19 protein-coding genes are annotated in these 24161 nt (G+C 37.1%); 10 read left to right on the forward strand and 9 right to left on the reverse strand.

The window, feature by feature from the left end; genetic code table 11:
- Nucleotides 1-62: 62 nt before the first annotated feature.
- The 5 genes from QM524_RS09520 to QM524_RS09540 form a co-directional block, all read right to left on the reverse strand.
- Nucleotides 63-266: a DUF3098 domain-containing protein gene (locus QM524_RS09520; protein WP_095164055.1), complete on the reverse strand. Its 204-nt coding sequence runs from the start codon at nt 264-266 to the stop codon at nt 63-65.
- Between the two features lie 87 nt (nt 267-353).
- A complete protein-coding gene (locus QM524_RS09525) occupies nt 354-1238 on the reverse strand; it encodes a cell division protein FtsX (RefSeq protein ID WP_095164054.1) in 885 nt (294 codons plus the stop codon).
- A 168-nt stretch (nt 1239-1406) separates the two neighbouring features.
- Nucleotides 1407-1997: a bifunctional nuclease family protein gene (locus QM524_RS09530; RefSeq protein ID WP_095164053.1), complete on the reverse strand. Its 591-nt coding sequence runs from the start codon at nt 1995-1997 to the stop codon at nt 1407-1409.
- A 331-nt stretch (nt 1998-2328) separates the two neighbouring features.
- Nucleotides 2329-3294: an electron transfer flavoprotein subunit alpha/FixB family protein gene (locus QM524_RS09535; protein ID WP_283344390.1), complete on the reverse strand. Its 966-nt coding sequence runs from the start codon at nt 3292-3294 to the stop codon at nt 2329-2331.
- Between the two features lie 153 nt (nt 3295-3447).
- Complete coding sequence (locus QM524_RS09540; protein WP_283344391.1) at nt 3448-4182, reverse strand: electron transfer flavoprotein subunit beta/FixA family protein; 735 nt, start codon at nt 4180-4182, stop codon at nt 3448-3450.
- Between the two features lie 182 nt (nt 4183-4364).
- Here QM524_RS09540 and QM524_RS09545 point away from each other — a divergent pair, with 182 nt between their 5' ends.
- The 3 genes from QM524_RS09545 (at nt 4365) to QM524_RS09555 (ending at nt 6662) form a co-directional block, all read left to right on the forward strand.
- Complete coding sequence (locus tag QM524_RS09545) at nt 4365-4694, forward strand: tetratricopeptide repeat protein (protein WP_283344392.1); 330 nt, start codon at nt 4365-4367, stop codon at nt 4692-4694.
- 208 nt (nt 4695-4902) lie between these two features.
- Nucleotides 4903-5280 carry a hypothetical protein gene (locus tag QM524_RS09550; RefSeq protein ID WP_283344393.1) on the forward strand — a complete coding sequence of 126 codons (378 nt, stop codon included), beginning with the start codon at nt 4903-4905 and terminating at the stop codon, nt 5278-5280.
- 116 nt (nt 5281-5396) lie between these two features.
- Nucleotides 5397-6662, forward strand: coding sequence for a hypothetical protein (locus tag QM524_RS09555; RefSeq protein ID WP_283344394.1), 1266 nt, complete (start codon nt 5397-5399; stop codon nt 6660-6662).
- Between the two features lie 230 nt (nt 6663-6892).
- On the opposite strand, the gene QM524_RS09560 is transcribed toward QM524_RS09555, so the two are convergent.
- Together QM524_RS09560 and QM524_RS09565 are read right to left on the reverse strand one after the other, a co-directional pair.
- A complete protein-coding gene (locus tag QM524_RS09560) occupies nt 6893-7726 on the reverse strand; it encodes a LytR/AlgR family response regulator transcription factor (protein WP_283344395.1) in 834 nt (277 codons plus the stop codon).
- A gap of 26 nt (nt 7727-7752) precedes the next feature.
- Nucleotides 7753-10782, reverse strand: coding sequence for a sensor histidine kinase (locus QM524_RS09565; protein ID WP_283344396.1), 3030 nt, complete (start codon nt 10780-10782; stop codon nt 7753-7755).
- 306 nt (nt 10783-11088) lie between these two features.
- Here QM524_RS09565 and QM524_RS09570 point away from each other — a divergent pair, with 306 nt between their 5' ends.
- On the forward strand, nt 11089-11472 hold the full coding sequence (locus tag QM524_RS09570) for a LytR/AlgR family response regulator transcription factor (RefSeq protein WP_283344397.1): 384 nt from the start codon (nt 11089-11091) through the stop codon (nt 11470-11472).
- Between the two features lie 309 nt (nt 11473-11781).
- Here QM524_RS09570 and QM524_RS09575 read toward each other — a convergent pair whose 3' ends face one another.
- Nucleotides 11782-13002, reverse strand: a complete 1221-nt coding sequence (locus QM524_RS09575) for a BaiN/RdsA family NAD(P)/FAD-dependent oxidoreductase (protein ID WP_283344398.1) — start codon at nt 13000-13002, stop codon at nt 11782-11784.
- 241 nt (nt 13003-13243) lie between these two features.
- Between QM524_RS09575 and QM524_RS09580 the strand changes: the two genes are divergently transcribed.
- Together QM524_RS09580 and QM524_RS09585 are read left to right on the forward strand one after the other, a co-directional pair.
- The gene (locus QM524_RS09580; protein WP_283344399.1) at nt 13244-14284 is read left to right on the forward strand and encodes a DNA/RNA non-specific endonuclease; all 1041 of its coding nucleotides are present in this window, start codon (nt 13244-13246) and stop codon (nt 14282-14284) included.
- A 323-nt stretch (nt 14285-14607) separates the two neighbouring features.
- The gene (locus tag QM524_RS09585; RefSeq protein WP_095164042.1) at nt 14608-15483 is read left to right on the forward strand and encodes an aldo/keto reductase; all 876 of its coding nucleotides are present in this window, start codon (nt 14608-14610) and stop codon (nt 15481-15483) included.
- Between the two features lie 58 nt (nt 15484-15541).
- On the opposite strand, the gene QM524_RS09590 is transcribed toward QM524_RS09585, so the two are convergent.
- Nucleotides 15542-16279, reverse strand: coding sequence for a TrmH family RNA methyltransferase (locus QM524_RS09590; RefSeq protein WP_283344400.1), 738 nt, complete (start codon nt 16277-16279; stop codon nt 15542-15544).
- A 60-nt stretch (nt 16280-16339) separates the two neighbouring features.
- Here QM524_RS09590 and tamL point away from each other — a divergent pair, with 60 nt between their 5' ends.
- The 4 genes from tamL to QM524_RS09610 all read left to right on the forward strand — a co-directional run bounded on the left by tamL (nt 16340) and on the right by QM524_RS09610 (nt 23900).
- Nucleotides 16340-18817 carry a translocation and assembly module lipoprotein TamL gene (tamL, locus tag QM524_RS09595; RefSeq protein WP_283344401.1) on the forward strand — a complete coding sequence of 826 codons (2478 nt, stop codon included), beginning with the start codon at nt 16340-16342 and terminating at the stop codon, nt 18815-18817.
- Nucleotides 18818-18926: 109 nt separating this feature from the next.
- Entirely contained in the window at nt 18927-19412 is a 486-nt protein-coding gene (locus tag QM524_RS09600; protein ID WP_283344402.1) for a PH domain-containing protein, read from the forward strand.
- A 379-nt stretch (nt 19413-19791) separates the two neighbouring features.
- Nucleotides 19792-21231, forward strand: coding sequence for an AcvB/VirJ family lysyl-phosphatidylglycerol hydrolase (locus QM524_RS26070; RefSeq protein ID WP_283344403.1), 1440 nt, complete (start codon nt 19792-19794; stop codon nt 21229-21231).
- Between the two features lie 98 nt (nt 21232-21329).
- Nucleotides 21330-23900, forward strand: a complete 2571-nt coding sequence (locus QM524_RS09610) for a phosphatidylglycerol lysyltransferase domain-containing protein (protein WP_283344404.1) — start codon at nt 21330-21332, stop codon at nt 23898-23900.
- Nucleotides 23901-24161: the final 261 nt, after the last annotated feature.

Raw genomic sequence — 24161 nt, forward strand, 5'->3', positions numbered from 1 at the left:
CCTCTTTTTGTTTTTTAACGGTAAATATCAATATGATTTACACCTAGAATATTTCTTTTCGTCTATGATTTTTTCAAAATAGCAAAAAACTCGATTGTAAACCCTGCCAATACTACCAATGGCCCAAGAGTTAATCCTAGGAAACCAAAACCGAATTCTTCTTTATCCAAACTCATGATGAAGAATCCTGCAAGAACAACGACAATACCCAACAACATCAGTGTATAGTTGGCTTTTCCAAATGGTAATTTTGATGAATTTGACATAGTTTTCGAATTTTATTGGTATAAAAGCCAAGTTGGCTTAGTAGTTCATTTTTATAATTTATCCCTTAAAATAAGTTTCAAAACTCCTTAATAAAGGTCATCTAGCGACAATTTAAGATACTTATCGACTGAGCGGAAAGTGCTTGTTACTCCCACCATTACGCCAATCATCAAAATGATAAGAATCAACAAAACCATCTTATCTATTTCTTGTAAAATCACCAAGCCATCGACTTTATTCACGGCCAATTGTTGGGTTACAATCAACAAAGTACTTGCAATAAAACCGCTAATTAGACCTTGCAAAGCACCTTTCGATACAAATGGCTTACGGATAAACGAATCGGTAGCTCCAACCAATTGCATACTACGAATCAGGAAGCGCTGTGAATATAGTGCAAGTTTGATGGTATTATTGACAAGCATGATGATGATTACCAACAACAACAATACAAAACCTGATAAAATGAGATAAATCTTAGAAATATTCTTGTTGACCTCATCCACAAAATTTTCTACATATCCCACCTCTTTGATTCCTTGGATGCGCTCCAAAGACTTTTTGATTTCTTTCAATCTGCTTTCACTGAAATATTCCTCTTTGATTTTGATGGAATAAGAGTTCAGCAACGGGTTATTATTTTTACCAAGTAACTTATGAAAATCCTCCCCTGAGTCCTCAATGAACTGCTTTGCCGCAGCATCTTTAGAGATAAAATTGATTTGTGCTGAGTTATCCTTAAAAAGGACAAATGGATATTTAGCAATTTGTTTGTAAATCGAATCCAGTTTGGCATTGGACAAATCGTTGTCAAGATAAGCCTGCACCTCTACATTTTGACGCACCACTTCTGCCAATTTACGAGCGTTGAGCGTCAAGAGTCCACAAAGACCAATCAAGAACAAGGCAATTGTTAAACTTACAACTACCATCAGGTTAGGGGTATTTCCTAGTTTTTTAGCTTTTGGCATGATTTTACAGTGCGATTTGGAGAATAATCTTCAATGCTACGCAAGTAATCAGTGAGTTCTATTGATATCCAGACAAAATTACTTGTTTTTCATTGCAATAATATACATTTAACGCTTTTTAACAAAAAAGCCGTCTGATAAACTCAAACGGCCTTGGGGCTATAATCTCTAATTTCTACGTTCGATTTCGTCTCTAATTTTAGCTGCCTTTTCGTAATCTTCACTTTCTATAGCTTCCTCAAGCATTTTGTTGAGTACCTCTACAGGATTATCCCTGAGCATTTCTCCAAAAGACTTTTTCGGCGAAACTTCTTCAACCGCCTCTTCGTCCTCCTCATGATGGGAAGTTTCGTTTACAGAGATTCCAGCTTCTGATAAGACATGTTCGGTGGTATAGATTGGTACATTAAAGCGTAATCCGATAGCAATTGCATCTGAAGGACGAGCATCAATTGTCACACTTTTCAGTCCATCAGTACAAAGAATCTTGGCAAAAAACACACCTTCTCTTATATCTGTAATAGTTATTTCGGTTACGGAATAGCCAAATGACTTTGCGAAAGATTTGAATAAATCATGAGTCATTGGTCGGTTAGGTTCAATTTTTTCTATTTCGATAGCAATTGCCTGTGCCTCAAAAGTTCCAATAATAATCGGTAAGCGACGAGGACCATATTCTTCACCTAGTACAAGTGCAAAAGAACCTGTCTGTGATGAACTTGGCGACAATCCCAATATTTCTAGTCTTATTTTCTCCACTTTGTAAGAGCTTATAATGAATAAACGGTTGAATTCCTACCAACATTGTCTACAACCTTGCCAAACAGACATTTTATGTCAATTTGTCATAACCAGTAGGATTTATGCTGATAACAAAGATATAAACCTGATTAATTTTAAAAAAGTTTTCTTTCTCTTTGTTTTGCTAAATTCAGAATAGGATTTTTTCCTGTAGGAGAAATATACGTATAATCAATTATATTTCATACTGATAATCAACAAAAAAGACCTACCCCAAGCTTGAGATAGGTCTTTCCTTATAATAGCAAGAAATTTTGGTTTTAAAATAACTATATCGAAGTATATATTGCTATTTAGAGGCTTGAATAGCCTTTGTCAAACGAGGCAATACATCAAATACATCACCTACAATACCGTAATCAGCGGCTTTGAAGAAAGGTGCTTCTGGATCTTTATTAATTACCACAATCACTTTGGATGAGTTAACACCCGCCAAATGTTGAATGGCTCCTGATATACCGCAAGCGATATATAAATTAGGAGAAACTTTAATACCTGTTTGACCTACGTGCTCGTGGTGAGGTCTCCAATCCAAATCAGAAACAGGTTTAGAACAAGCCGTAGCCGCTCCTAGCGCATTGGCAAGGTCTTCCACAATTCCCCAATTTTCTGGTCCCTTCAATCCACGACCAGCAGATACAACCAAGTCGGCCTCTGGCAAAGATACTTGTCCTGAAGCTTTATGTGTCCCCGTTACTTTTACGGCAAAATCAGCATCGTTTAAGGCTGGCGCAAAACTTTCTACTGATGCACTCCCATCACCCTCAACCACATTCACAGCATTTTTCTTAATGGCAATCACCTTTTTGTCGGCTGTCAATACCACTGAAGCAAAGGCTTTTCCTGTGTAAATACTTCTTTTTACCGTGACACCGTTAGAAAAATCTGGTAGATCAACCACATTCGACACAATGGATGCTTTTAATTTAGCTGATACACGTGCCGAAACTGCATCCCCTAGCGACGATTTTGCAAGGATTATAAACTCCGCAGAAGTAGCCCCCACAGCCTCCGCCAGTACACTTGAATAGGCCTGTATTGAGGCACTATTTAAACGAGTATCTGATGCCCATAATACCTTATTTGCTCCAAACTTGCCTGCAATAGCTAAAGCATCGCTATTTGACTCACCGATGGCAAGTACTGTGGTAGAAGTACCTTTTGCTTTGGCCACTTCTGAGCCATAATATATGGCTTCTAATGATGATTTTTTGATTGAGCCGTTATCTAATTCGGCAAAAACTAAAACGCTCATGTTAATATCGTTTGTGTGTTAATCTGTAAAAGTAGTTATCTGTTAATTGTGTATCTGTTATTAGGAATTTTATATTTTCTAAATAACTATCTCACTTTAAACGCTTTTACTTAACACGGTTAAATGCTTTGAATAAATATTTGACTGAGAATCTTACAAAACCTTAGCTTCGTTTTTCAACAAATCAATCAATTTTTCTGCCTCTTCAGCAGGAATCATTTTTACGGCTCCTTTTGGCGCAGGAAGCGCATATTTCTCTGTAATAGTCAACCCTACCCCAACTGGCTCTACAACCTTTAGCGGTTTAGTACGAGCCGACATAATACCGCGCATATTAGGAATTTTCCACTCAGCGATAGGTTCTTGACAACCTAAAACCAATGGCAATGAAGCTTCGATATCTTCTTTTCCTCCTTCAATTTCACGAGTTATTTTAGCAACGCCCCCATCAATTTCTAATTTCATGACTGGCGAAAGCGATGGAATTCCCAACATCTCTCCTACTAATCCATGCACCACACCACTATTGAAATCGATAGATTCACGACCCATCATAATCAAGTCGTAATTTTCTTGAGAAGCAATATGTGCAATTTGTTCTGCAACAAAATACGAATCAGTCGGTTCGGTGTTTACACGAATAGCATCGTCGGCACCAATCGCCAAACATTTACGAATTACTTGTTCAGACTCAGCCTCCCCCACGTTCAAAACTGTTACGGTACCGCCGTGCTGTTCTTTGAGTTCGACTGCACGAGACAAGGCATAATCGTCGTAAGGTCCGCAAATATATTGTACGCCCGTTTTGTTAAACTTGGTATCACCATCAGTAAAAGAGATTTTAGCGGTGGTATCAGGGACATTGGTAATACATACTAAGATTTTCATAACAATTAAAATATTATGTTTACAGTAGATTAATCGTACAGTTTTATTTTTTCACTATACCGAGGATATTTTTAACTTTTCGAACAATATCCTGATGCAATATTAACGAAAAGTTTTAAAAATAGTATGCAAGCATAATATTTTTTTAAAAGTTTTTTACAAACCCTTTTAATTCGAACAAGATGAACCAATTTCGCCTGGAACAATTGCGTAATTTTTATGAAGAAGAACCCAACGACCCTTTTAATGTGTATGCGTTGGCTACAGAGTTATTGAAGTTTGACCTACAGGCAGCAAGACAATTATTTGAAGAATTATTAGTAAAACACCCCAATTATTGGGCAACTTATTATCATGCGGCCGCACTTTACACTACTTTGGAAGAATTTGAGTTGGCTGAACAGACCTATCAAAAAGGTATTGAGATAACTAGCAATCTCCAAAATGAAAAGGCCTTGAAAGAACTAAAAGGAGCTTATCAAATGTTTTTAGATGAGCGAGAGGAATGGTAAACCATTACGGATTTGGGATATCAGATTTTGGATTTTTCGTAAAATGGTCAATTTGTTTTTTTGATTATCCAAAGTTTATCTAATTCAAATTAAAAAAATCTGAACTCCGATATCCCAAATCCAATTAAACCTTTCCTTTTTCAAACATTCTAAGAAATATAACAAACTCCGATGCGGAGCGTTAGTTAGTAAAATCACAACGAAAGTCATGAACTGCAAAAAACACATATTGCTTTTCTTCGTCCTAACTCTTGGTTATGGATGCTTGGCTTGGGGAATGAAATCTGCTTCATTCGTCAATTCAGGAAGAAAAGCGTTTGTGGCAGTCACAAATATTACTGGTACTAATGGTGCAGTAAAAAATACGAGCCCATCATTTGTTTTGGCGGATGACAACGAAACAGAGCCAGAACAGACCTCAGACTTTGTATCTGTTGCTGGTTTTCTTCCAGAATTCAGTTTATTTTTTGATGCCTTTGTGTTACCTGAAAATTGGGTAATGTCGCATCATAATGTCAACAGTTTTCTCTATCCTATCAATCACCTCTACGTGCTTTTCCATGAGTGGAAATATTTACATTTCTAATTGCTTGCTTTAATACGTTGTAGTCGCTTGACACTACAACCATTGATTTTGGAATCTGTTTTTCAGTTTCCAGAAAGTCCTATTTTCTTATTCTAATCATTATAGTATTTAAAGCCATGAAAACTAACAAGCTTTTCAGAGGAATGGAAGCATTTGGAGCAATGAGCTTCCGTCAATCAATTGTTGCTTTTACAGCTCTTATTTTGACTTTGTTTCAAAGCAATATCTTTGGTCAAAGCAACCAATTAGAAACCCTCAAAGGAATGCAACAGACTGTTGCATCCTACGATGCTGATGTGCGCGAAGCGGTATTAACAGCCAGTCAATATCCTGTCGTGTTAGTCAACATTCAAAATGTACATAACCAAGCACAAAATTCATTTCAAAACGTTATTAAGGACTTTAGTCAAAAGAAACAAGGTTGGTTTTATGAGCTAACTCGTTATCCTGACTTGTTACACACACTAGCCACAGCCCCTAGTGGAAAAAGCCGTGATGAAATAGAAGGTTTACTGCCCAACAAAGATGAAAATCTTGCGACCGCAGCATGGAAGCTCTATCGCCATCACGAAGATGATTTGGATAAAGTAGATCAATTGTACCAACAAGCCGAGGATAGTTTCAAGAAAACGATTGAACCGCTTGACCCAATTGCACAATCTTCTTTTACTACATTGGCAAAATATCCTGATGTCATGTTATTCTTGAATGACAATTTGGACATTACCCAACAATTAGGCAAAAAGTACATCTCAGATCAAAACGGTTTGAAAACTGAGCTAGCTGCAACACACGACAGTTTGGTGGTACAAAATCAAGCACAATTGGCGGCTTACAAACGTGAGCTTGACAAAAATCCACAAGCCAAACAAGAGTTGAACCAAGCAGCTAAGGATTTTGCCAGAAGTAATGGTTACATTCTGCCCAATGGTCAAATCGCTTATGGTAGTGGATATGGTTATGCCAACCCTTACTCATATTGGTTTGGGTATCCTTATTGGTACGGCTCAGCACTGTGGTATCCCGGAGCTTATTGGGGAAGTTTTGGTATGACTTACGGTTTTGGAGGCTGGGGCTACGGATTATTTCCTGCATACGGATTCTCAAACTGGTTCTTTAATGGCGGGTATTACATGAATTACCCTAATTTGTATCGTCATTACGGAAATTATTACCGTAATGTAGTTGCTAGTCGACCAAATTATTACCGTGGTAATACCTTTGGAGGTACGATGAATAATCACTTCACCGCATCAAGAGGTAGCAGTTTCAACGGAGGTAGTCGCCCTAGCTATGGAGGCAATTATGGTGGTGGATTCCGTTCTGGAGGATTTTCTGGTGGAGGTAGAAGTTTTGGCGGTGGTGGCGGTAGACATCGTTAATGGATGTTCGTCATTCTCAATTTAGTGAGTCAAAATTGTGTGCATGAGTGATTAATTCAAAATAATCACTCATGCACACAATCACAAAATCAGGGATGACTCCTGTTTGATGACTAGTTTAACAATGTATCTCCTATTCTGCTTAAGCATAGAGACTTAAGCCATAGCGTTAGGTTGGGAATTACAGTTTTTAAGAAAAAAGCTATATCCATAACACACGCTACCTATTATCATTTACCAAAGAATTTCCTAATAAATTCCATCAATTTGGTTCGAAACTTATCCTCTAAATTAGGATTTTGAGAAATGTAGCTTTTTAAATCTTGTCCTCCTCTGCGAGAGGCTGATAATTGTATTCCATTGACCATTAGCACCAATTTTTGACTATGATCGTATGACTTAAGTTCGTTGAGGTTAATTATTAAGCTACTTGATATAGAGAAAAAATTATGGTTCACGAGAATGTTATCATAATATCCCAAATTTTTAGAGGCTGTAAGTCGCTGTTTATTTTTTAATACAAAAATCGTAACATCTCGAGCTGCCTCTAGGTATAGAATTTGATTAATTTCTACAAACTCAACCACCCCTCCCAGTTTGGTAACCGCCATTTTGTTTGGAAGTATATTTTCTGAAGAACTAATCATTTCTAGAAAAAAGCCCATTTGAGCACCATTCAATTGATTTGATGATTTACGTTCCATAACTCGAGTAATGGCTTTATCGAAAGCAACTGTATCGATAGGCTTAGTTAAAAAATCTAAAGCAGTGTATTCAAACGCTCGAGTTGCATAATCAAATCGGCGATTTCCTGTGAGAAAAATAATTTCAAAATCTAGTGGAATACTATACTGTCGTAGGCTTGCCAAAATGTCATAGCTTGTACCTCCCATAATCTCAATATCCATCAAAACGAAGTCTGGCTTATTTCTTAAAATCATACTGATCCCTTCGTCTACGCTGCTTGCGATGCCGATAATCTCGATGGTAGGAAAACTATTATTGAGCATCCCTTTTATCATGGTGGCTTCGGGTAAAACATCCTCTATGATGATTGCCTTCATAATTTCTAAATTTTAGAACCTTAACTTTATTTATAACCTATTTGTATTGTCACAACTGTTCCTCCTGTAATTCCATCATCAACCGTAATAGCGATATCATATCCCATTTCATTAAGAATGTCAACCCTTCTTTTGACGAGTTCGGTCCCACGAGACTTGTATTTTTTGAGTGATCGAGTTTGAATAAGATTTGCTTCTGTTCGACCAACCCCATTATCCTCAATCGTACAAATTAAAGTATCCTCATTCAAACTAATAAACCTAATCAACAACATACCTTTTTCGGAAGGCGATTTGTATAACAAGCCATGTTTGATAGCGTTTTCTACAAAAGGCTGTAAAATAAGGGGAGGTACACGGTAGTTTTCAGTATTGAGTTTACCATCCAAAGAAATTTCGTATTCAAACCTATCTACGTATTGCAGTTGTTCAAACTCAATATACATTTTTAATAATTCAACCTCTCTTGACAATTGAATCTCGTGACTAAACAATGAACCATTTTTGTTATCTGTCAGCAAAGAGGCTTCTAGGTAATTTCGGATGAGCGTAGAGAGTTTCAACAAATTTTCACTTGCTTTTTGGGTTTCGTTATTCAGAATTAGGTGTTGCAAGGTTCCAAGCACATTAAAGGTAAAATGAGGATTCATCTGAGCTTGAATGGTTTGCACCTGTAAAAAACGAACTTTATGCTCTTGTTCTCCTATTTTTTGACTTTGTGATACCAACTTACGAGATTGTCTAATACTACGAATAGCAATAATCAATATCACAACCATCAATAGAAAAAAAGTAATGGTTGCATACTTATAAAAATTAGGAGATTTATAAAATGGCGCATTGACCCTGATATTAATAGCCATAACCGAAGAACTAGATGTCGAAAGATTACCCATTCGAGTCCGAAACTCAATGATATGCTCCCCATTAGGAAGATTATTGACCATAATTTTATTCTGCTCCTGCCATTCACTCCACTCATTTATAAACCCTTTGATTCTAAAGCTATATTGTGAGCGAAAAGGCTTGTTGTCACCGATGGACTCCAAGGTAAACGTAGTACTATTTTGTTGATTGGGCAACTCATACACTTGAGTCTGTTTAATAAAAGGATACCTCTCTCCACCGATGGACAACACATGAATTTTGAGCGGTTGGAGGCTATAATCAAGCTCAGAAGGTATCATTTTCGATAAAATCGTCCCAGAAGTAATCCAGATATTTCCATCAAAATCTCTATATGAGCCTAACTGATTAGGTTCAATACCATTATATCCATTGTGGTGATTGAATACTTGAACGAAGCCATTCCCATTTTTCTTAAAAATGGATAAATCTAAAATATGAATACCTGTAGAATTGCCAAAAGCCAAATGTCGATGGTCAATTTGTTCAACAAAACTCACTGCAGTATTAAAATAACTTTTGAATACACGGTCGAAACTATCTTTTTTCTCGTTATATACATATACTCCACCTATAAAATCATAGGCCCAGAGTCTTTTATCCCAATCATAAGTGAGGCCTAACATCTTACATAACTTGGAGCCATCGGAAGCATATTTATAATATCTATATCGTTTTGTTTCGGGGTTATAACGACCGATACATTTACCTCCGAGCCAATATTCTCCTTTAGGTGATACTGCTGCGCACAGGATAAGACCTTTAAATAAGATGGCGGTTGTGTCCTGCAAAAATTCAAGTTGATTGGGTTTGGCAATATTCAAGCTAAAAATTTTCCCAATCGAGGTACCTACAATCTTACCCCTAAGCGTATCATAGGCTTGTGAAAATACCAGCTTTTCACCATTTGGGCTGGTAAAAAGTGTCCATTTATTATGTCTCAAGCGTAAAATCCCATGATTAGAGGGAAACCAAAGGTCATTATTTGTAGAACGAATGGGTTTAAAATACCAATAATTTGAAGACTTTTGATCGGCAAAATCCTTTATATTTAACTGTCGGTAAGTACGGTTAATGACATTTCGGTGCAACTCATTAGGTACTTTTTCAATTTTCGTTCCGTCATACTTTTGAAGGGAAAGAGAATAATTAGAAAAGTAAAATTGCTTGTCTTTGTCTTGCACGACACTCCAGCAGTTGGGTACTTGTGACTCAGAAAATTGTCGAAATCCTCTTTTAGTAAGCCTAACTAATCCTTTTTCGGTTGGTAGCCATGCTAATTTTTTATTATCTGACCCTTGATCTATAATATCAATAAGTACTAAGTTATGACCTACTATATCTATTTTCTTACTTTCTGCCTTAATCAAATATACTTTGCCCTCATTTGAAAAAATAAAGTCATATTTGAAGGTGTTTATCACTTCTTTTTGCTTCGGGCTAATTTTCAGAAAAGGTTTTAGTGAATACCCATCAAAAATGAAATAACGAATCATTTCATTGATTGGCATGGACTCAAATACAATAACATCGTTGAATGTTATGCCCTGAAATACCCAACCACTTAGATCCTTCACTGGCAATATTCCCTTTGAGGTTTCTTGAAAAAAATTCTGATTAACATCTTCGAAAAATAGCTGGTTTGATTCTTTCAAATAGAATATTGATCCAATAGGATTAGAGAATTTATATCTTGGATGTTTCTCAAAACTTTTCCCATTAAATCTCAAGACTTCTTTTCCCCAACTTACAATTAACTCCCCATTTTTAAGAAGGATTAATTTAGACCAGTTCTTAGCAGTTTCGTCCAGAGGAAACTGCTCAAAGTTTTTTCCATCAAACCGAACAAAGCCTAGTTCTCTACATAGTACCCAGATATAACCTTTACTATCTTCTAGAATGTGAGTTACGGTAGAGCCAAGTAAGCCATCTTTTACTGTATAATTGGTAAAATGTTCACCATCAAATCTACTGAGTCCTCCATACGTACCCACCCATATAATCCCTCGACTATCTTTTAGATATGATAAAACCTGGGATTGTGCCAAACCATCCTGTGGTGTGTATTTCCAAAGTGGGAAATCTTGAGCTAACGAGATATTTCCTCCGAAAATCAAATAAAGGTAAATGAGTAAAAAAATCTTTTTCATGAAGTGATACTGTAGAGCTTCTTAGTAGGTAGAAATATTAATGATTTTCGTTTCGAGAAAGGAAACAATGCAAGTATAGCGAATAATCACCTATTTAAAAGGCGAATAACCATGATACGGTCAAAAAAAACAACTATTTGGACAGTACATCGAATAACTGGTATACAGTGCAGATGACCAATTATTGAGGTGAATAACCGAATGTTGGTTAAAGTGAACCAGTTATCTGTTACCGTTTGTGAGTTTGATTATTATCTAAGAAATTCAAGAAATTAATATTTTCTCACACTATTTGCTTCATTACTTATGCTAACATTCAAATATCCAATGCCTTCCGTCAAGGCAAATCAATCTTCAATTTTTTGTATTGACAAAGAATATTTTTCAAGTGATCAAATTGTCTCACTTATTGCAGACGGTAATTACAGTTCAATCCATCTCGCAAATGGAAAAGTATATATTTCAGCAAGAACCCTAAAAAAATATGATTTAATTCTGAGTAATCTTGGCTTCATAAGAATTCATAAATCATCTATCATTAATCCAAATTATGTAGTTGCCTGTCCTGTGCCAGAAGTAAAGCTTTCCAATGGTCAAACTTTAGCGGTGAGCCGCAGAAAAATCAGTGAAGTCAGAAGAAGGTTTAGATATAGTACGACCCTCAATCCAAGTTTTGACATTAAAGGCTAGTCTAGTGTATTATTAGAACTTTGGGATTGACTGCTAAACACGCTATCAGTTCGGCAGTCAATCATTCATAATTAGGCAAATGAGTTCAAAACTTAAAGATAGTAAGTAAGATTGTTTGCTTTAGGCATTAGGCGAAAGGCACTAGGCAAGGAGTGTAAAATTGTTTTTTTGTAACGATAAATATGTTTTTGGCGAATGCTCAAAGCTGAAAGCCGTAAGCCTTAGGCTAAAGGTTTTAATAATTTCATAAAAAACACCTTTTTGTTCTCTAGATTATGGCTTTATGCCTAAAGCCTATTGCTTAAAAACTTAAATATTCGACCCAGCCACATAACTGGTTGTCCATGCAGCCTGAAAATTAAATCCTCCAGTTACAGCATCAATATCTAGGACTTCTCCAGCAAAAAACAGTCCTTTGATTTTCTTAGACTCCATTGTGTCGGAGTTGATTTCGTTTAAATCTACGCCACCGCAAGTGACAAATTCTTCTTTAAAAGTAGTTTTACCAGCCACTGTCTGATTACAATTGATCAAGTTCTCAGTAAGTTTATTGAGTTGTTTGTTTGAAACATCAATCCAGCGCAGTTGTTCATCTATTTCGGCTAATTCACAAAGGCGTTTCCACAGACGTGAAGGAATACCCAATAATTGATTTGATTGAATGACTTTTTTCGGATGTGATTTTTTCTGCAAAGCCCACTGTTCGCGCACTTCATGTTCAGTTGTTTCTCCACACCAATTGATCAAGGTCGAAAACTTGTATTCTACCTCCGCTAATTCTTTTGCCCCCCAAGCCGATAACTTCAATATAGCTGGACCAGAAAAACCCCAGTGCGTCACCAACAACGGCCCGTCCTGCTTTAGCTTCCTTCCTGCAATTTTAACATTAGCATTGGGCACACTTACACCTGAGAGATCCTTAAAAACTCCTTCTGGGGTATTGAAAGTAAATAACGAAGGTAAGGGCTTCAAAATATTCAAGCCCAAATCTGCCAGCCAACGATAACCTTCTACATTGGGGTTCCCTCCCGTAGTTACCAGCACGGCATCGACTTCAAGGTTTTTTCCATCTAATAATTCAAGGACAAATCCAGTCTCTTCTTTCGGGTGTATTTTGGATACACCCGTGGAAGTTTTTACCTGAACTCCTTTTCTAATAGCTTCATTTTCTAAACATAATGCAATGGTTTCGGAGCTATCTGTGGTGGGGAACATGCGTCCATCTGACTCGATTTTTAAAGCAACACCTTTCTGTTGAAACCAGTCAATAGTACTTTGAGGGTTAAAGGTTTTGAAAAGTGGCTTCAAAAAGCTCCCTCCTCTTGGATAGAACTTTGCCAACTTTTTGTCATCAAAACATGCATGTGTCACATTACAACGACCTCCGCCCGAAATCCGAACTTTGTTGAGAACCGTCCTATTTTTTTCCAATAACAAAACCTCAGCAGCAGGATTTTGTTCGGCAGCTCTGATGGCACCAAAAAATCCAGCGGCTCCTCCTCCTATTACGACTATTTTTTTTCGACTCATTTGATTTTTTTATCTAAGACTTTTCAATTCTGATACTGTTCGAGCTTATTTCTCGTTTTTTTAGTCAAAAAGCCCTAGACTCTTACGTTAATTAGTACGAAATTAGTAAAATTGTAGTCTTTTAGCTCAATCCTAAAAGCCTATTCTGAAATTACTTTCAAAAAATCGCTTTGGAGCATCTGGCTCCAATCAATGCTATTCATACCAAAATGGGTCTAGAAAAACCCAGTAAAATTGTATTATGAAAACCAGTAAAATTAAGTTCTTATTTTTTCTAGTGGTACTCGGAATCGTTCTATATTATTGGGGGCAACCACACCCTTTTCAGCAGTTTAAACACGATGTTTCAAACATTTTCAACGGTAAAAATGAAAAGAAAAAAGAACCTTGGACTCGTGAAGGACGTGAAGATAATGTGGCAAGCGACACAAAAGAAAATGACACTGAAGCCACTGACAATGAAGCAAGTGACACAAAAAGCTCTTCTAAGAAAGATAACTCTATTGTAGATATTCTAAAAGATGCCGTAGAAGAAGGCACCAAAACTTTACCCAATATTAAAGATGAGGTTTTCAAGGATAATAGCTCCTCGAATGTCGTGTTTAAGGACCTTGACAAATACAAACCTTACTCTTCGAAAGACAAGGAAATTGTACGCCATACTGGTTATATGTTGAGTTATCAGGAGGACTATGAGCAGGCATCTTGGGTATTGCATTTATTAAAGTCAGAGGCGGCAAAAGGTACTGAACCTCGTTCGAATGAGTTTATGGCCGACCCCGAAGTATCTACAGGTTCGGCAGTCACTCAGGATTACTCTCGATCGGGTTATGATAGAGGACACCTTTGTCCTGCGGGAGATTTTAAATATGATCACGAATTGCAAAACGAGACTTTTTATATGTCCAATATGAGTCCACAAGCGCCCGACTTTAACCGTGGTATCTGGAGTGATTTGGAGACAAGAGTTCGCAAATGGGCACAAGATAGAGGTGATCTGATTGTTGTAACTGGCCCTATTTTGCGTCAAGGTTTGGAATTTATCGGAAAACGAAATCAAATCGCTGTACCCGAATATTATTACAAAATAGTGTATGACCCAAGAGAAAAACAGGCGATAGCTTTTTTGATGCCTAATCAAGCTTCTTACGAAACTGTCCGCTCTTTTGCCGTGAGCATTGATAGTATTGAGAAAAAGACAGGAATAGACTTTTTTGCCAAACTTCCCGAGTCTCTCCAAAAGCAAATAGAGTCTGAAGTAAATGTAGATGACTGGTTCTAAAAATTGTGCGAATTGAGATTGATGTATGTGGCGATTATTTCAGTAGTAGAGACGCAATACGTTGCGTCTAAAGATATGTCAACACGAATTTAGCCTCGATCGAGAGGCTCATTTACCATAAAATTCGTAGCATATTTTATCATTTCAATAAATTATAGACGCTATATTTTTGGGTTAAAGAGATTTTTTGAATCTTTGTCAAAAAAGCAAATTGAGGAAACTGTAGAAAAAATTTCTGGTATTTTTTCCTTAACTTGATTTTATACTAACCAACAAACGGTTGAAAAACCAACAAGTACTTAAGTGTTTTAACCCCCTGTTTTATGAACAAAGTTTATTTGAGTGATTCGGGTCCTAAAGTTTCAGAAGCGGTTTATGGATTTTGGAGATGGACTAACAATGGTGAGCAAACCATCAACCAGATGGAAAAAATCGTAAATCTTTGCCTCGAATTAGGAGTAAATACTTTTGACCACGCTGACATTTATGGTAATTCTTCTATCGAAGAATATTTTGGTAAATTAATCAAAAATAAAGGGGTCAAAAGAGAAGATATTGTGTTGTTCAGTAAGTGTGGAGTTCGTAAATCAACCAAAGGATATACGTATTTTGACAACTCTGAAAAATACATTTTGGAAAGTGTAGATAACTCTTTGAAACGCCTTGGTACAGACTACTTGGATATCTTCTTGTTGAATCAATTAGACATGATTAGCAATCCAGAAGAAACGGCTCAAACGCTTCGTGAGTTGGTTAACATCGGCAAAATCAAACATATTGGGGTGAGTAACTTTTCGGTATTCCAACACCAATTACTGGAATCATACTTACGCAAACCAATCGTTACCAATCATATCGAACTAAACTTAGCCAATACTTCTGCTATTGAGGATGGTCGTTTGGACTTCATCAAACAACGCTTTAGCAAACCATTGGCTTGGGCGCCGTTAGCAGGTGGAAAAATCCTTGATGGAACAGATTTCAAATCGGCAATTTTGAAAGAAAAATTAGCGGAAGTTGGTCAAAAATACGGTGCTAATATCGAACAAACCGCTGTAGCATGGTTGATTCAGCTAGGTACTTTACCAATTATTGGTTCATTATCAGAGCAACGTATTCGTAATGCTGTGAGCGCTACCGAAATCAAATTGAACCACGAAGATTGGTATGAAATTTATAATGTAGCCTTGATGAAATAGATTGATTTTTTTTGCTGTTGTTGGAAAGAGCTCCAACAACAGCAAAAATTCTAAAGAACTATCTTCTCAAATTATCGCAAATAACAGCAGTCGCAATACCAGCGTTTAGTGACTCTGCACCACCAAATCTTGGAATAGTAATTTTATGCGTTACGACCTCCCCCACTGCTTCAGAAATCCCGTTAGCTTCGTTACCAATGATGATATAGCCACTTGGTGCAAATTTCAGCGTGTGTACATTTTCTGAGTCCAAAAATGCTCCATATATCGGTTTTTGCTGTCCTTTTAGATATTTTACCAAATCGGTATAAAACAAAGATACCCTCGTAAAAGAACCCATCGTTGAAGATATAACCTTGGGATTATATAAATCCACAGTACCTTCTGAGCAAATAATCTTTTGAATACCATACCAGTCTGCAATACGAATAATAGTTCCTAAATTGCCGGGGTCACGAATTTCGTCCAATACTAAGGCGTATTCGGTGTCATTCAATAGCAACTCTTGATTAGATTTCATCTTCGCAACCGCAAGCGCTGCGTTGTTCGAACTAAATGTACCAGCCTTTTCTAATTCTGCCTGTCCTACAATTTCGGCTCTTAAAGGTTGTTTGTCTAATAGAGGTTTAGTTTCTTTGTAAAAATCCTCAGTAACATACAACGACTCCAGCTCAAAATCAGATGAAAGTAGCTCAACCACACTTTTGGCGCCTTCTACTACAAAAGATTGGTATTCTTGACGAAACTTTTTTTGCTGAAGAGAATTAATGTATTTAATCTGGTTTTTTGACAACATAAAGCAATATTTTAAAAGGTTAGTCGCTGTATATCAGCACCCTTGTTACATATATTAAGTATGACTTTGAGACATTTTTGCCTATATCTCACATTGATTAGTATCGGTAGTTGGCTTTCCAGCTGTACTACTTCTAATATATTCTCTGACCCATTGCTCTATTCTCAAAACTTTCGTGGCAACAGAAAGATTACTACTGAGAATCTAGAGCCCCTATTGCCCCAAAAACCGAACAAAAAAATTCTGCGAACTCCTATCACGCCCGGTTTGTATTTTTATCAGCTTTTTTCTAAAGATTTTCCGAAAAAGAAACTTCAATGGGAATATGAACTTACAAAGTTAAATGAGGATTTTGAGGAACAAATAAAAGGACTTGATATTAATTCAAACGAATACAATAAACTTCTTCAAAAGAAAGAAAAAAAGGCACAAAAACTTACCAGAGCCATCGCTGAGGGCAACTGGGCCATGCGGACATTCGGAGAACCACCCTCTTATTTTTACAAGGATGAGTCAGAGAAAAATGTCGAAAAAATTAAAACTTACTATAAAAATCATGGTTTTTTCCTCACGCAAGTTTCTTATAAAGTCGATTCTTTATTTATCAAAAAAGGAAGTGTGGCTGTTACCTACGTTATCAACGAGGGAGTGAGTTACCCTATTGGAAGCAATGATTCGCTGGTAGTAAAAGATTATAAAATTTTACAATTATTAGAAAAAAACAAAAAGCAAAGTTTTCTTAAATCAGGCGAAAGACTCACCCTTGAAAACTATAATGCAGAAAAAGACCGAATAGAAAGCTTATTGAAAAACAATGGCTACTATGCTTTCTCTAAAGATTTTTTAAGTCTAAAAATCAATGCTTTAGATACCGCTAAAACTGGAAAACTACAGGTAATCACCTACATTCCAAGTCCTGATCGTACTCCTCGTAGCAACAATTACTCAACGGCATATAATATTGGGAATATTCAATTTATTGCCGATGGTACCTATGCCAATGCTTATCGTACTACGGTCGATACGGTGTATAGTCCTAATATTCAATACATTTTCGTAAATAAAAAGTTTTCACCAAGTGTATTGGATACAAAAATTGACTTAAGAAAAAATCAAGTATTTAGTCAAGAAAAAATCAACCAAACCCAAAAGAAATTATACGGTTTGGAGCAGTTCCAGTTTACTCGTATCAATCTGGATACCACCAAAGGTGTCATAAACGCTTCCATTTATGCCAAACCTTTAGATAAATACGAATTTTCGGTCGAAACAGGTGGAAGTGTATTTGCAGGAGGAAGTCTCAACAACTTAGTGCCAGGTCCTTTTTTGAATACTTCTTTCAAAGCTAGAAATATCAATAATAGTGTCAATTCCTTCGAAACAACTTTTCGATTTGGATTTGAGGCTCAAGCTGGTTTTTTACGCCCAGATTCAGTAAACCGAAATCTTGAGCTAGGATTAAATACTTCGTTTATCATTCCCAAAATATTATTACCTGAAGGTCTTGCCCAGCGTTTCGAGAACTATTCTCCACAAACTCGTATCAGTGTGGGAGGCGAGTTTATTGGTCGCCAAGAATATAACCGTTTTGGTTTTAAAGTGGCTAGTACTTTCAACTGGCGTCCGTCGCCCAACAAATACTGGCAAGTATCCCTTTTTGATGTCAATCTTGTCAATACCAGTAACCAAGCGCCTGCATTTCGTAACTTTTTGGATAGTTTGTTACGTCTCGGGAACAACCTCAAACGAAGTTTCCAACAATCGTTCATCTCCAGTATGAGTGCCACATACACGTATACGGATAACCCGTATGGGCAACTCAAACAAGGGAAATACTTAAAGCTATTTTTTGAGTCTGGAGGTACGACCTTGAACTTAGTAAAGGGGAATAAATTTGGTTTCTTGACCAATCTTTTACAAGATTCTCTGCAATTCTATCGATTTATCAAAGCCAGTGCCGATTACCGAAAATATATTCCTATTGGTCGTAGCGATAAAACCCTTTTGGCCTATCGAATCAATACAGGTGCGGCTTTTGCGTATGGAGCTGACAAGGATTTACCTTATGAAAAAAACTTCTTTATCGGTGGACCAAACAGCTTGCGAGCATGGCGACCTAGAGGACTGGGACCTGGTTCATTTACAGGGTCATTCGATAACCCAGGGAGTATTATTCTTGAAACGAGTGCGGAGTTACGTTTCAAAATTATTCGTTTTTATGGAGACCTAAACGGAGCTCTTTTTGCTGATGCTGGTAACGTTTGGAGATTTCCTAACCAAAACACCGCTGGTTTAACAGGTTCAGATTTTCAACTAAATCGCTTCTACAAAGAAATTGCGATGGATATTGGTTTTGGTTTGCGCTATGACTTATCATTTTTCGTGATTCGATTTGACTGGGCAGTACGCGTCCTCGACCCTGCCTTTAAGGGTGATAATTGGGTATTTTTGAGAGATAACCTCAAAAGTCCACTCTATCCCGAACAACCGTATACAAACCCTTTGACTCTTAATTTTGGTATTGGATATCCATTTTAAGCGGATTGATTTTCTATTGACAAATATCAGCGAAGCTTGACAGAAACGAGCTTTTTTACTACCATATTATAGTTAAAGTAATCTATTTTGACCCTTAAATTTTACTACCATGATCTACAAAGCCTCATTAGACAAACTCGCAAAAATCACTTCGATAAGTGTTACGCTATTATTTGCTTTTATGGCAATTTTTCTTTTTCCAATGCTTCAACAAGAAAGTCTTTGGGTGACTGTACTAACCATTGTTTTAATCATAGCTACCTATATAATCAGTTTGGGCTACAGTCCACGAGGCTATCAAATTACAGAAGATATGCTTGTGATCAATCGACTCTTTTATAATGCTAAATATGAAAGACGAAAAATCGAAAAGGTTGAAATGCTAAGCAATGAGCAGATGGGATTTGCCATTCGTACATTTGGCGTCGGAGGTTTATTTGGATACTTTGGCTATTTCTCCAGTAAAAATCAAGGTTCCATGCTTTGGTACGCGACCCAACGTGAAAAATTTGTCATGATTCACCTTGAAGGAAACAAAAAAATCGTCCTTACTCCCGACGATGCCATAGGTTTTGTATCAGATTTAACACTTTAGTTAATGTAGAATTGTGAGTTAAGACTTCAAACTATTGCAGATTTCGGATTTCGGAAATAAAGAAAAATATCATTGTTTGTACAAAATCCTGAAGGTTTCAATTCCGAAATCCAACATCCGATATCCGAAATTGTTTTACGTTCCTTTTAAACTTCAACCTCAACACCTTTTTTTAGCAAAATAAACAATTCAAGTAGCTTCTTTATTTGAAAAAAAACGTCTGCTCGATTAAACATTTCTGCATCTAATCTATCAAAGCGTTATATTCTCATTTCCAACAATCACCTTATGAAGCAATAATTTACTGAATATTTAGGCTCATACACGAGCATACATATTTCTTTAACTGGGTCAAACATCGCTAAAACTAAATTTAGTCATGACTATGATTGCTTCAACTCTCAAAAGAATTTCGCTTTTGAAAAAAGTGTTATTCTTTACCGCTTGTACTCTTTTCATTCAAGTAAAAACCTATTCTTTCACAGATCCCAAACCCATAAGCATAGACAGTTTACGCTATGGGAAATTCGGTAAATTAACGATGTATCATCCATCGGGTACGCCTAATTCATTGGTTCTCTTCGTGTCGGGCGATGGTGGCTGGCAATCTGGCGTGTTGAGCATGGCTCGTTATTTAGCCTATCAAGGAGCCTTAGTGGCAGGAATTGACGCCAAAACTTTTGCCGCTACTATGGCAAAAGACAAGGGTGCGTGTTCGTATCCTGCCGCAGATTTTGAGCAGTTAAGTATGATGCTTCAACGTAAGTACCATTTTGCTTCTTATCAAAAACCTATTCTTGTGGGATATTCTTATGGCGCAGTATTCATTTACGGACTTATTGCACAAGCACCTGCTGGTACATTCAAAGGAGGTATTTCGCTTGGTTTTTGTCCAGACATAGACCTCAAAAAACCTTTTTGTAAAGGCAATGGACTTTTGTATCATGTACTTAAAGAAGGCAAATCGTATTACTTTGACCGTGTTGAAAAACTTCCTGCACCATTTATCGTTCTCAACGGGGTAAAAGACCAAACTTGTCCTTACGATGCTACTGCTTCTTTCTTAAAAGGTATCAAAAATGTAGAGCTCATCACTTTGCCAAAGGTAGGTCATGGATTTTCGTACACAGGAAATTGGCTACCTCAGTTTAAACAAGCTTACAATTCCTTAGCAGCAACGACTTCAAAAGCATTACCAGTAAGTCTCAAAACAGATTTACCTATTGATATTATTGAACCGAAGTCAAATGCTAGTAATGAATTAGTATTTTTCCTTTCGGGGGATGGCGGCTGGACAAGTTTTGACCAAGGTATTGCCAATGTCTTTGCAGATAAAGGCGTGTCTGTAGTAGGATTAGACTCACAGAAATATTTCTGGAATGCTCGAACTCCTGAAGAAACGGCAAAGAAAATTGCAGAAATTGCGCAATATTATTTGCAATATAAAGAAGTCAAGTCATTCCGTATTATGGGGTATTCTTTTGGGGCCTGCGTAGCTCCTTTTATTGCGAATAAACTTCCTGAATCGCTTCGAGAAAAACTATCTAGTCTAACCCTACTCTCACCTGATACCAAGGGAGATTTTGAAATTCATGTGGCGGATATGCTTAGTTTGGGAGGTAATAACGACCCTTATGATGTAGTCAAAGAAATGGAATTATCGCACTCCTTAAAACGACTTTGTCTATTTGGAAGCGATGAAGATGCAGACATCACCAACTCTTTTAGAAAAACAGGTGCCAAAGTAGAAATTCTCCCAGGGGGGCATCACTTTGACAATGCCTATACAAGTATAGTTAATAAAGTTTTAGAAAATTAGGTGTAAAAGCAGAGAATAGCAGAGGCATAAAGTGGCTAATGCTAAGAACTTTACGATAATAATATATTTCTGAGTCCGTCAAAAAATCTCATAATTCTATGAAAAACCTCCTTAAATCTCGAAACTACTATTTAAAAGAAATTCTTGCTTTTTTGTTTCTACTATTAGCAATATATTTCTTCCGACAACAACAGTCTGATATCGTGCAGTCTGTGAATGTTTTAAAAAATATTGAACTAAGTTACTTCTTCCTAGGCTTATTAGTCACCGTGTTGTATATCCTATTAAATGGATTAATGTATGTTTATGCCTTTCGAGCAGTACATAGCAATATCACACTCACGGATGGACTAAAGCTCTTTCTGAAACGAAATCTTATCAGTGTATTTTTGCCGGGTGGGGGCGTTACTTCCTTGGCTTTTTTCAATCAAGAAATTGAAAGAAAAGGCGTAAGTAAAACTAGAATTAATTTTGCCTCATACATCTATGCTGTTGTAGGCATTGCCTCTCTTGCATTGGTGGCATTCCCTGTTTTAGTTTATCTGGCAATAGTCCGCAGCTCTACGGCTAGTTCGTGGTTAGCCTTTGGGGGAATTGTCGTGCTTGTGGCATTATTGGTGTGGGCTACATGGTCTTTTCTGGAAAAAGGATGGGTGTACAAGCAATTAACCAAAGTAAGTCCGCAGTTTGAAATGTTAGCCGAAGAAATCAATGTAGGGAATTTTTCGGTAAAAGAAATACTGATGGTACTAGTCTTTTCGGTAGGTATTGAAATCACAGGGATGCTACACTTAGGTATTGCCATGAAGGCTCTAGGATTGTCTGCCAGCATCGAAAGTTGCATCGCAGGCTATGTGATAGCAACACTTTTCTATGTTATTTCTCCATTTTTGAGAGGTTTGGGAGCGGTAGAAGTTTCCATGATTTTATTGATAACATCTTATGGATTTAGCGAAACCCAAGCTATTTCTATCACCATTCTTTATCGAATCTTCGAGTTTTGGTTACCACTGGTTGCAGGTATTGGCAGTTTTTTATTGAATCGTGGAAATATCCTGCTAAGAATACTTCCTGCCATGCTACTGGTGTTGTTGGGTATTGTCAATATTATTTCGGTGCTCACCCCTCCCCTTGTTGAACGTCTTCAATTATTAGAAAATTTCTTACCTGTTGCCACTGTGCATCTATCAAATCAGGCGGTTTTGATGGCGGGTATTTCTATGTTGATTTGTGCGGCATTCTTGATGAGAGGACAGCGTAACGCTTGGTTGATGGCGGTACTGCTCAGTATTATATCATTAGTTGGTCATTTGACCAAGGCGATTGATTACGAAGAATCTATTTTTGCGCTTTTTACGCTGATTATTTTACTTTTTACTAGAAAACAGTACTATGTACGAAGCGATAGAAAATTGCAAAGTTTTGGTTTACGCTTGGCAGGTTTAATCCTAGGAATGGTATTAGTTTATGGCGTCATTGGTTTTTACTTTTTGGACAAAAAGGAATTTGGCATTGACTTTTCTTTGAGTAATTCCATCGAAAACAGTATACGAAGCTTTTTCCTTCTCGAAACAACGGTCTCTCCTGTCACTCGTTTTGCCAAAGGTTTTATTCATTCTATCAATCTTTTGGGAAGTTTGTCCTTGGGTTTGCTTATCTATGCTTTTGTCAAACCTTATATTTTTCACTATTCTTCAGATGAGGAAGAACAAGCAAAAGCACTTGAATTATTGGCCAAATATGGTCACACAGCCGACGACCATTTCAAAGTAGATACTGATAAAACTTTCTTTTTCGGCACTAAAATCGAGGGATTTATCGCTTACAAAATTGCCTCTGGTTTTGCCATAGCTTTGGGTGAGCCCGTATGTGAGGATTCCCCCGAAAGTATGCGAAAATTGTTACACGAATTTGAAGTTTTTTGTAAAAGAAATAGTCTTAAAACCGCGTATTACAAAATTGATGAAAGCAAACTATCACTTTTTGAGTCTTTTGGAAAAAAATCATTACCAATCGGTCAAGAGGCTATCGTGAATTTACAGACTTTTACTTTGGAAGGAAAAGACAAAAAATCGTTGAGAAATGCCCTAAATGCTTTGGAGAAAAAAGGGTTTAAAACAGTCGTTCATCAAGCGCCAATCAAAGATGGCCTTTTGCAAAAACTCAAACACGTTTCAGATGACTGGCTACGCTCTTTAGATCGAAAGGAAATGGTTTTTTCGCAAGGAATGTTCAATTGGAATGAGTTGAAAAATCAAACCATTATTACCATTGAAAACAGCGATGAAAAAATCGTTTCTTTTCTCAATATCATTCCCGATTATACACCCAATGAGGGAACATATGATTTGGTTAGAAAAACTGAGGATGCACCCTCTGGCTCGATGGATGCGCTGATTATTGCCCTTATCGCCCAGCTCAAAGAACAAGGATTGAGCGCCCTCAACATGGGCGTAGCACCTATGTCGGGTATCGACCAGCCGAAGGACTTCCCAGAATGGACAGTGAAATTTGCCTACGAAAAGCTCCAACAGTTCCGTCATTATCATGGATTGAGAGATTTTAAAGATAAGTTTAATCCAACATGGGTCAATAAGTATTTAGTCTACGAAAATCACTATGATTTAATAAGCCTTCCTATGGCTTTGGGTAAAGTGATGAAACCATAGGTCTTAGTTTTGGCTTTCGGCTATGAGTTATTATTACCTAGTTCGAGACTTTGTCTCGGACTAGGTTTTGCCACAGTTTACAAACTGAATAAAAATAAGTCCAAGACTAAGTCTTGAACTAGTAATTTACCCTCTTAAGTAATCGTGCAGAATTATATTTAATAGGGGCAAGGCAACAGGCACAAGGCAAAGAGTGTTAAAATGTTTTTTATAACCACAGCCATGTTTTTTACAAAGCCCTCCGCCGAAAGCCGATACCTG

Origin of the sequence: Flectobacillus roseus (genome assembly GCF_030056595.1) — a bacterium.
Lineage (GTDB): Bacteria > Bacteroidota > Bacteroidia > Cytophagales > Spirosomataceae > Flectobacillus > Flectobacillus roseus.

Bases quoted from the DNA above. Each gene is read 5' to 3' on its own strand.
- QM524_RS09610 (WP_283344404.1), top strand. From the start codon at position 21,330: ATGAAAAACCTCCTTAAATCTCGAAACTACTATTTAAAAGAAATTCTT.
- QM524_RS09560 (WP_283344395.1), bottom strand. From the start codon at position 7,726: ATGAAGGCAATCATCATAGAGGATGTTTTACCCGAAGCCACCATGATA.
- QM524_RS09585 (WP_095164042.1), top strand. From the start codon at position 14,608: ATGAACAAAGTTTATTTGAGTGATTCGGGTCCTAAAGTTTCAGAAGCG.
- QM524_RS09570 (WP_283344397.1), top strand. From the start codon at position 11,089: ATGCTAACATTCAAATATCCAATGCCTTCCGTCAAGGCAAATCAATCT.
- QM524_RS09580 (WP_283344399.1), top strand. From the start codon at position 13,244: ATGAAAACCAGTAAAATTAAGTTCTTATTTTTTCTAGTGGTACTCGGA.
- QM524_RS09525 (WP_095164054.1), bottom strand. From the start codon at position 1,238: ATGCCAAAAGCTAAAAAACTAGGAAATACCCCTAACCTGATGGTAGTT.
- QM524_RS09545 (WP_283344392.1), top strand. From the start codon at position 4,365: ATGAACCAATTTCGCCTGGAACAATTGCGTAATTTTTATGAAGAAGAA.
- QM524_RS09555 (WP_283344394.1), top strand. From the start codon at position 5,397: ATGAAAACTAACAAGCTTTTCAGAGGAATGGAAGCATTTGGAGCAATG.
- QM524_RS09520 (WP_095164055.1), bottom strand. From the start codon at position 266: ATGTCAAATTCATCAAAATTACCATTTGGAAAAGCCAACTATACACTG.
- QM524_RS09590 (WP_283344400.1), bottom strand. From the start codon at position 16,279: ATGTTGTCAAAAAACCAGATTAAATACATTAATTCTCTTCAGCAAAAA.
- QM524_RS09575 (WP_283344398.1), bottom strand. From the start codon at position 13,002: ATGAGTCGAAAAAAAATAGTCGTAATAGGAGGAGGAGCCGCTGGATTT.
- tamL (WP_283344401.1), top strand. From the start codon at position 16,340: ATGACTTTGAGACATTTTTGCCTATATCTCACATTGATTAGTATCGGT.
- QM524_RS09535 (WP_283344390.1), bottom strand. From the start codon at position 3,294: ATGAGCGTTTTAGTTTTTGCCGAATTAGATAACGGCTCAATCAAAAAA.
- QM524_RS09565 (WP_283344396.1), bottom strand. From the start codon at position 10,782: ATGAAAAAGATTTTTTTACTCATTTACCTTTATTTGATTTTCGGAGGA.
- QM524_RS09600 (WP_283344402.1), top strand. From the start codon at position 18,927: ATGATCTACAAAGCCTCATTAGACAAACTCGCAAAAATCACTTCGATA.
- QM524_RS26070 (WP_283344403.1), top strand. From the start codon at position 19,792: ATGACTATGATTGCTTCAACTCTCAAAAGAATTTCGCTTTTGAAAAAA.
- QM524_RS09550 (WP_283344393.1), top strand. From the start codon at position 4,903: ATGAACTGCAAAAAACACATATTGCTTTTCTTCGTCCTAACTCTTGGT.
- QM524_RS09540 (WP_283344391.1), bottom strand. From the start codon at position 4,182: ATGAAAATCTTAGTATGTATTACCAATGTCCCTGATACCACCGCTAAA.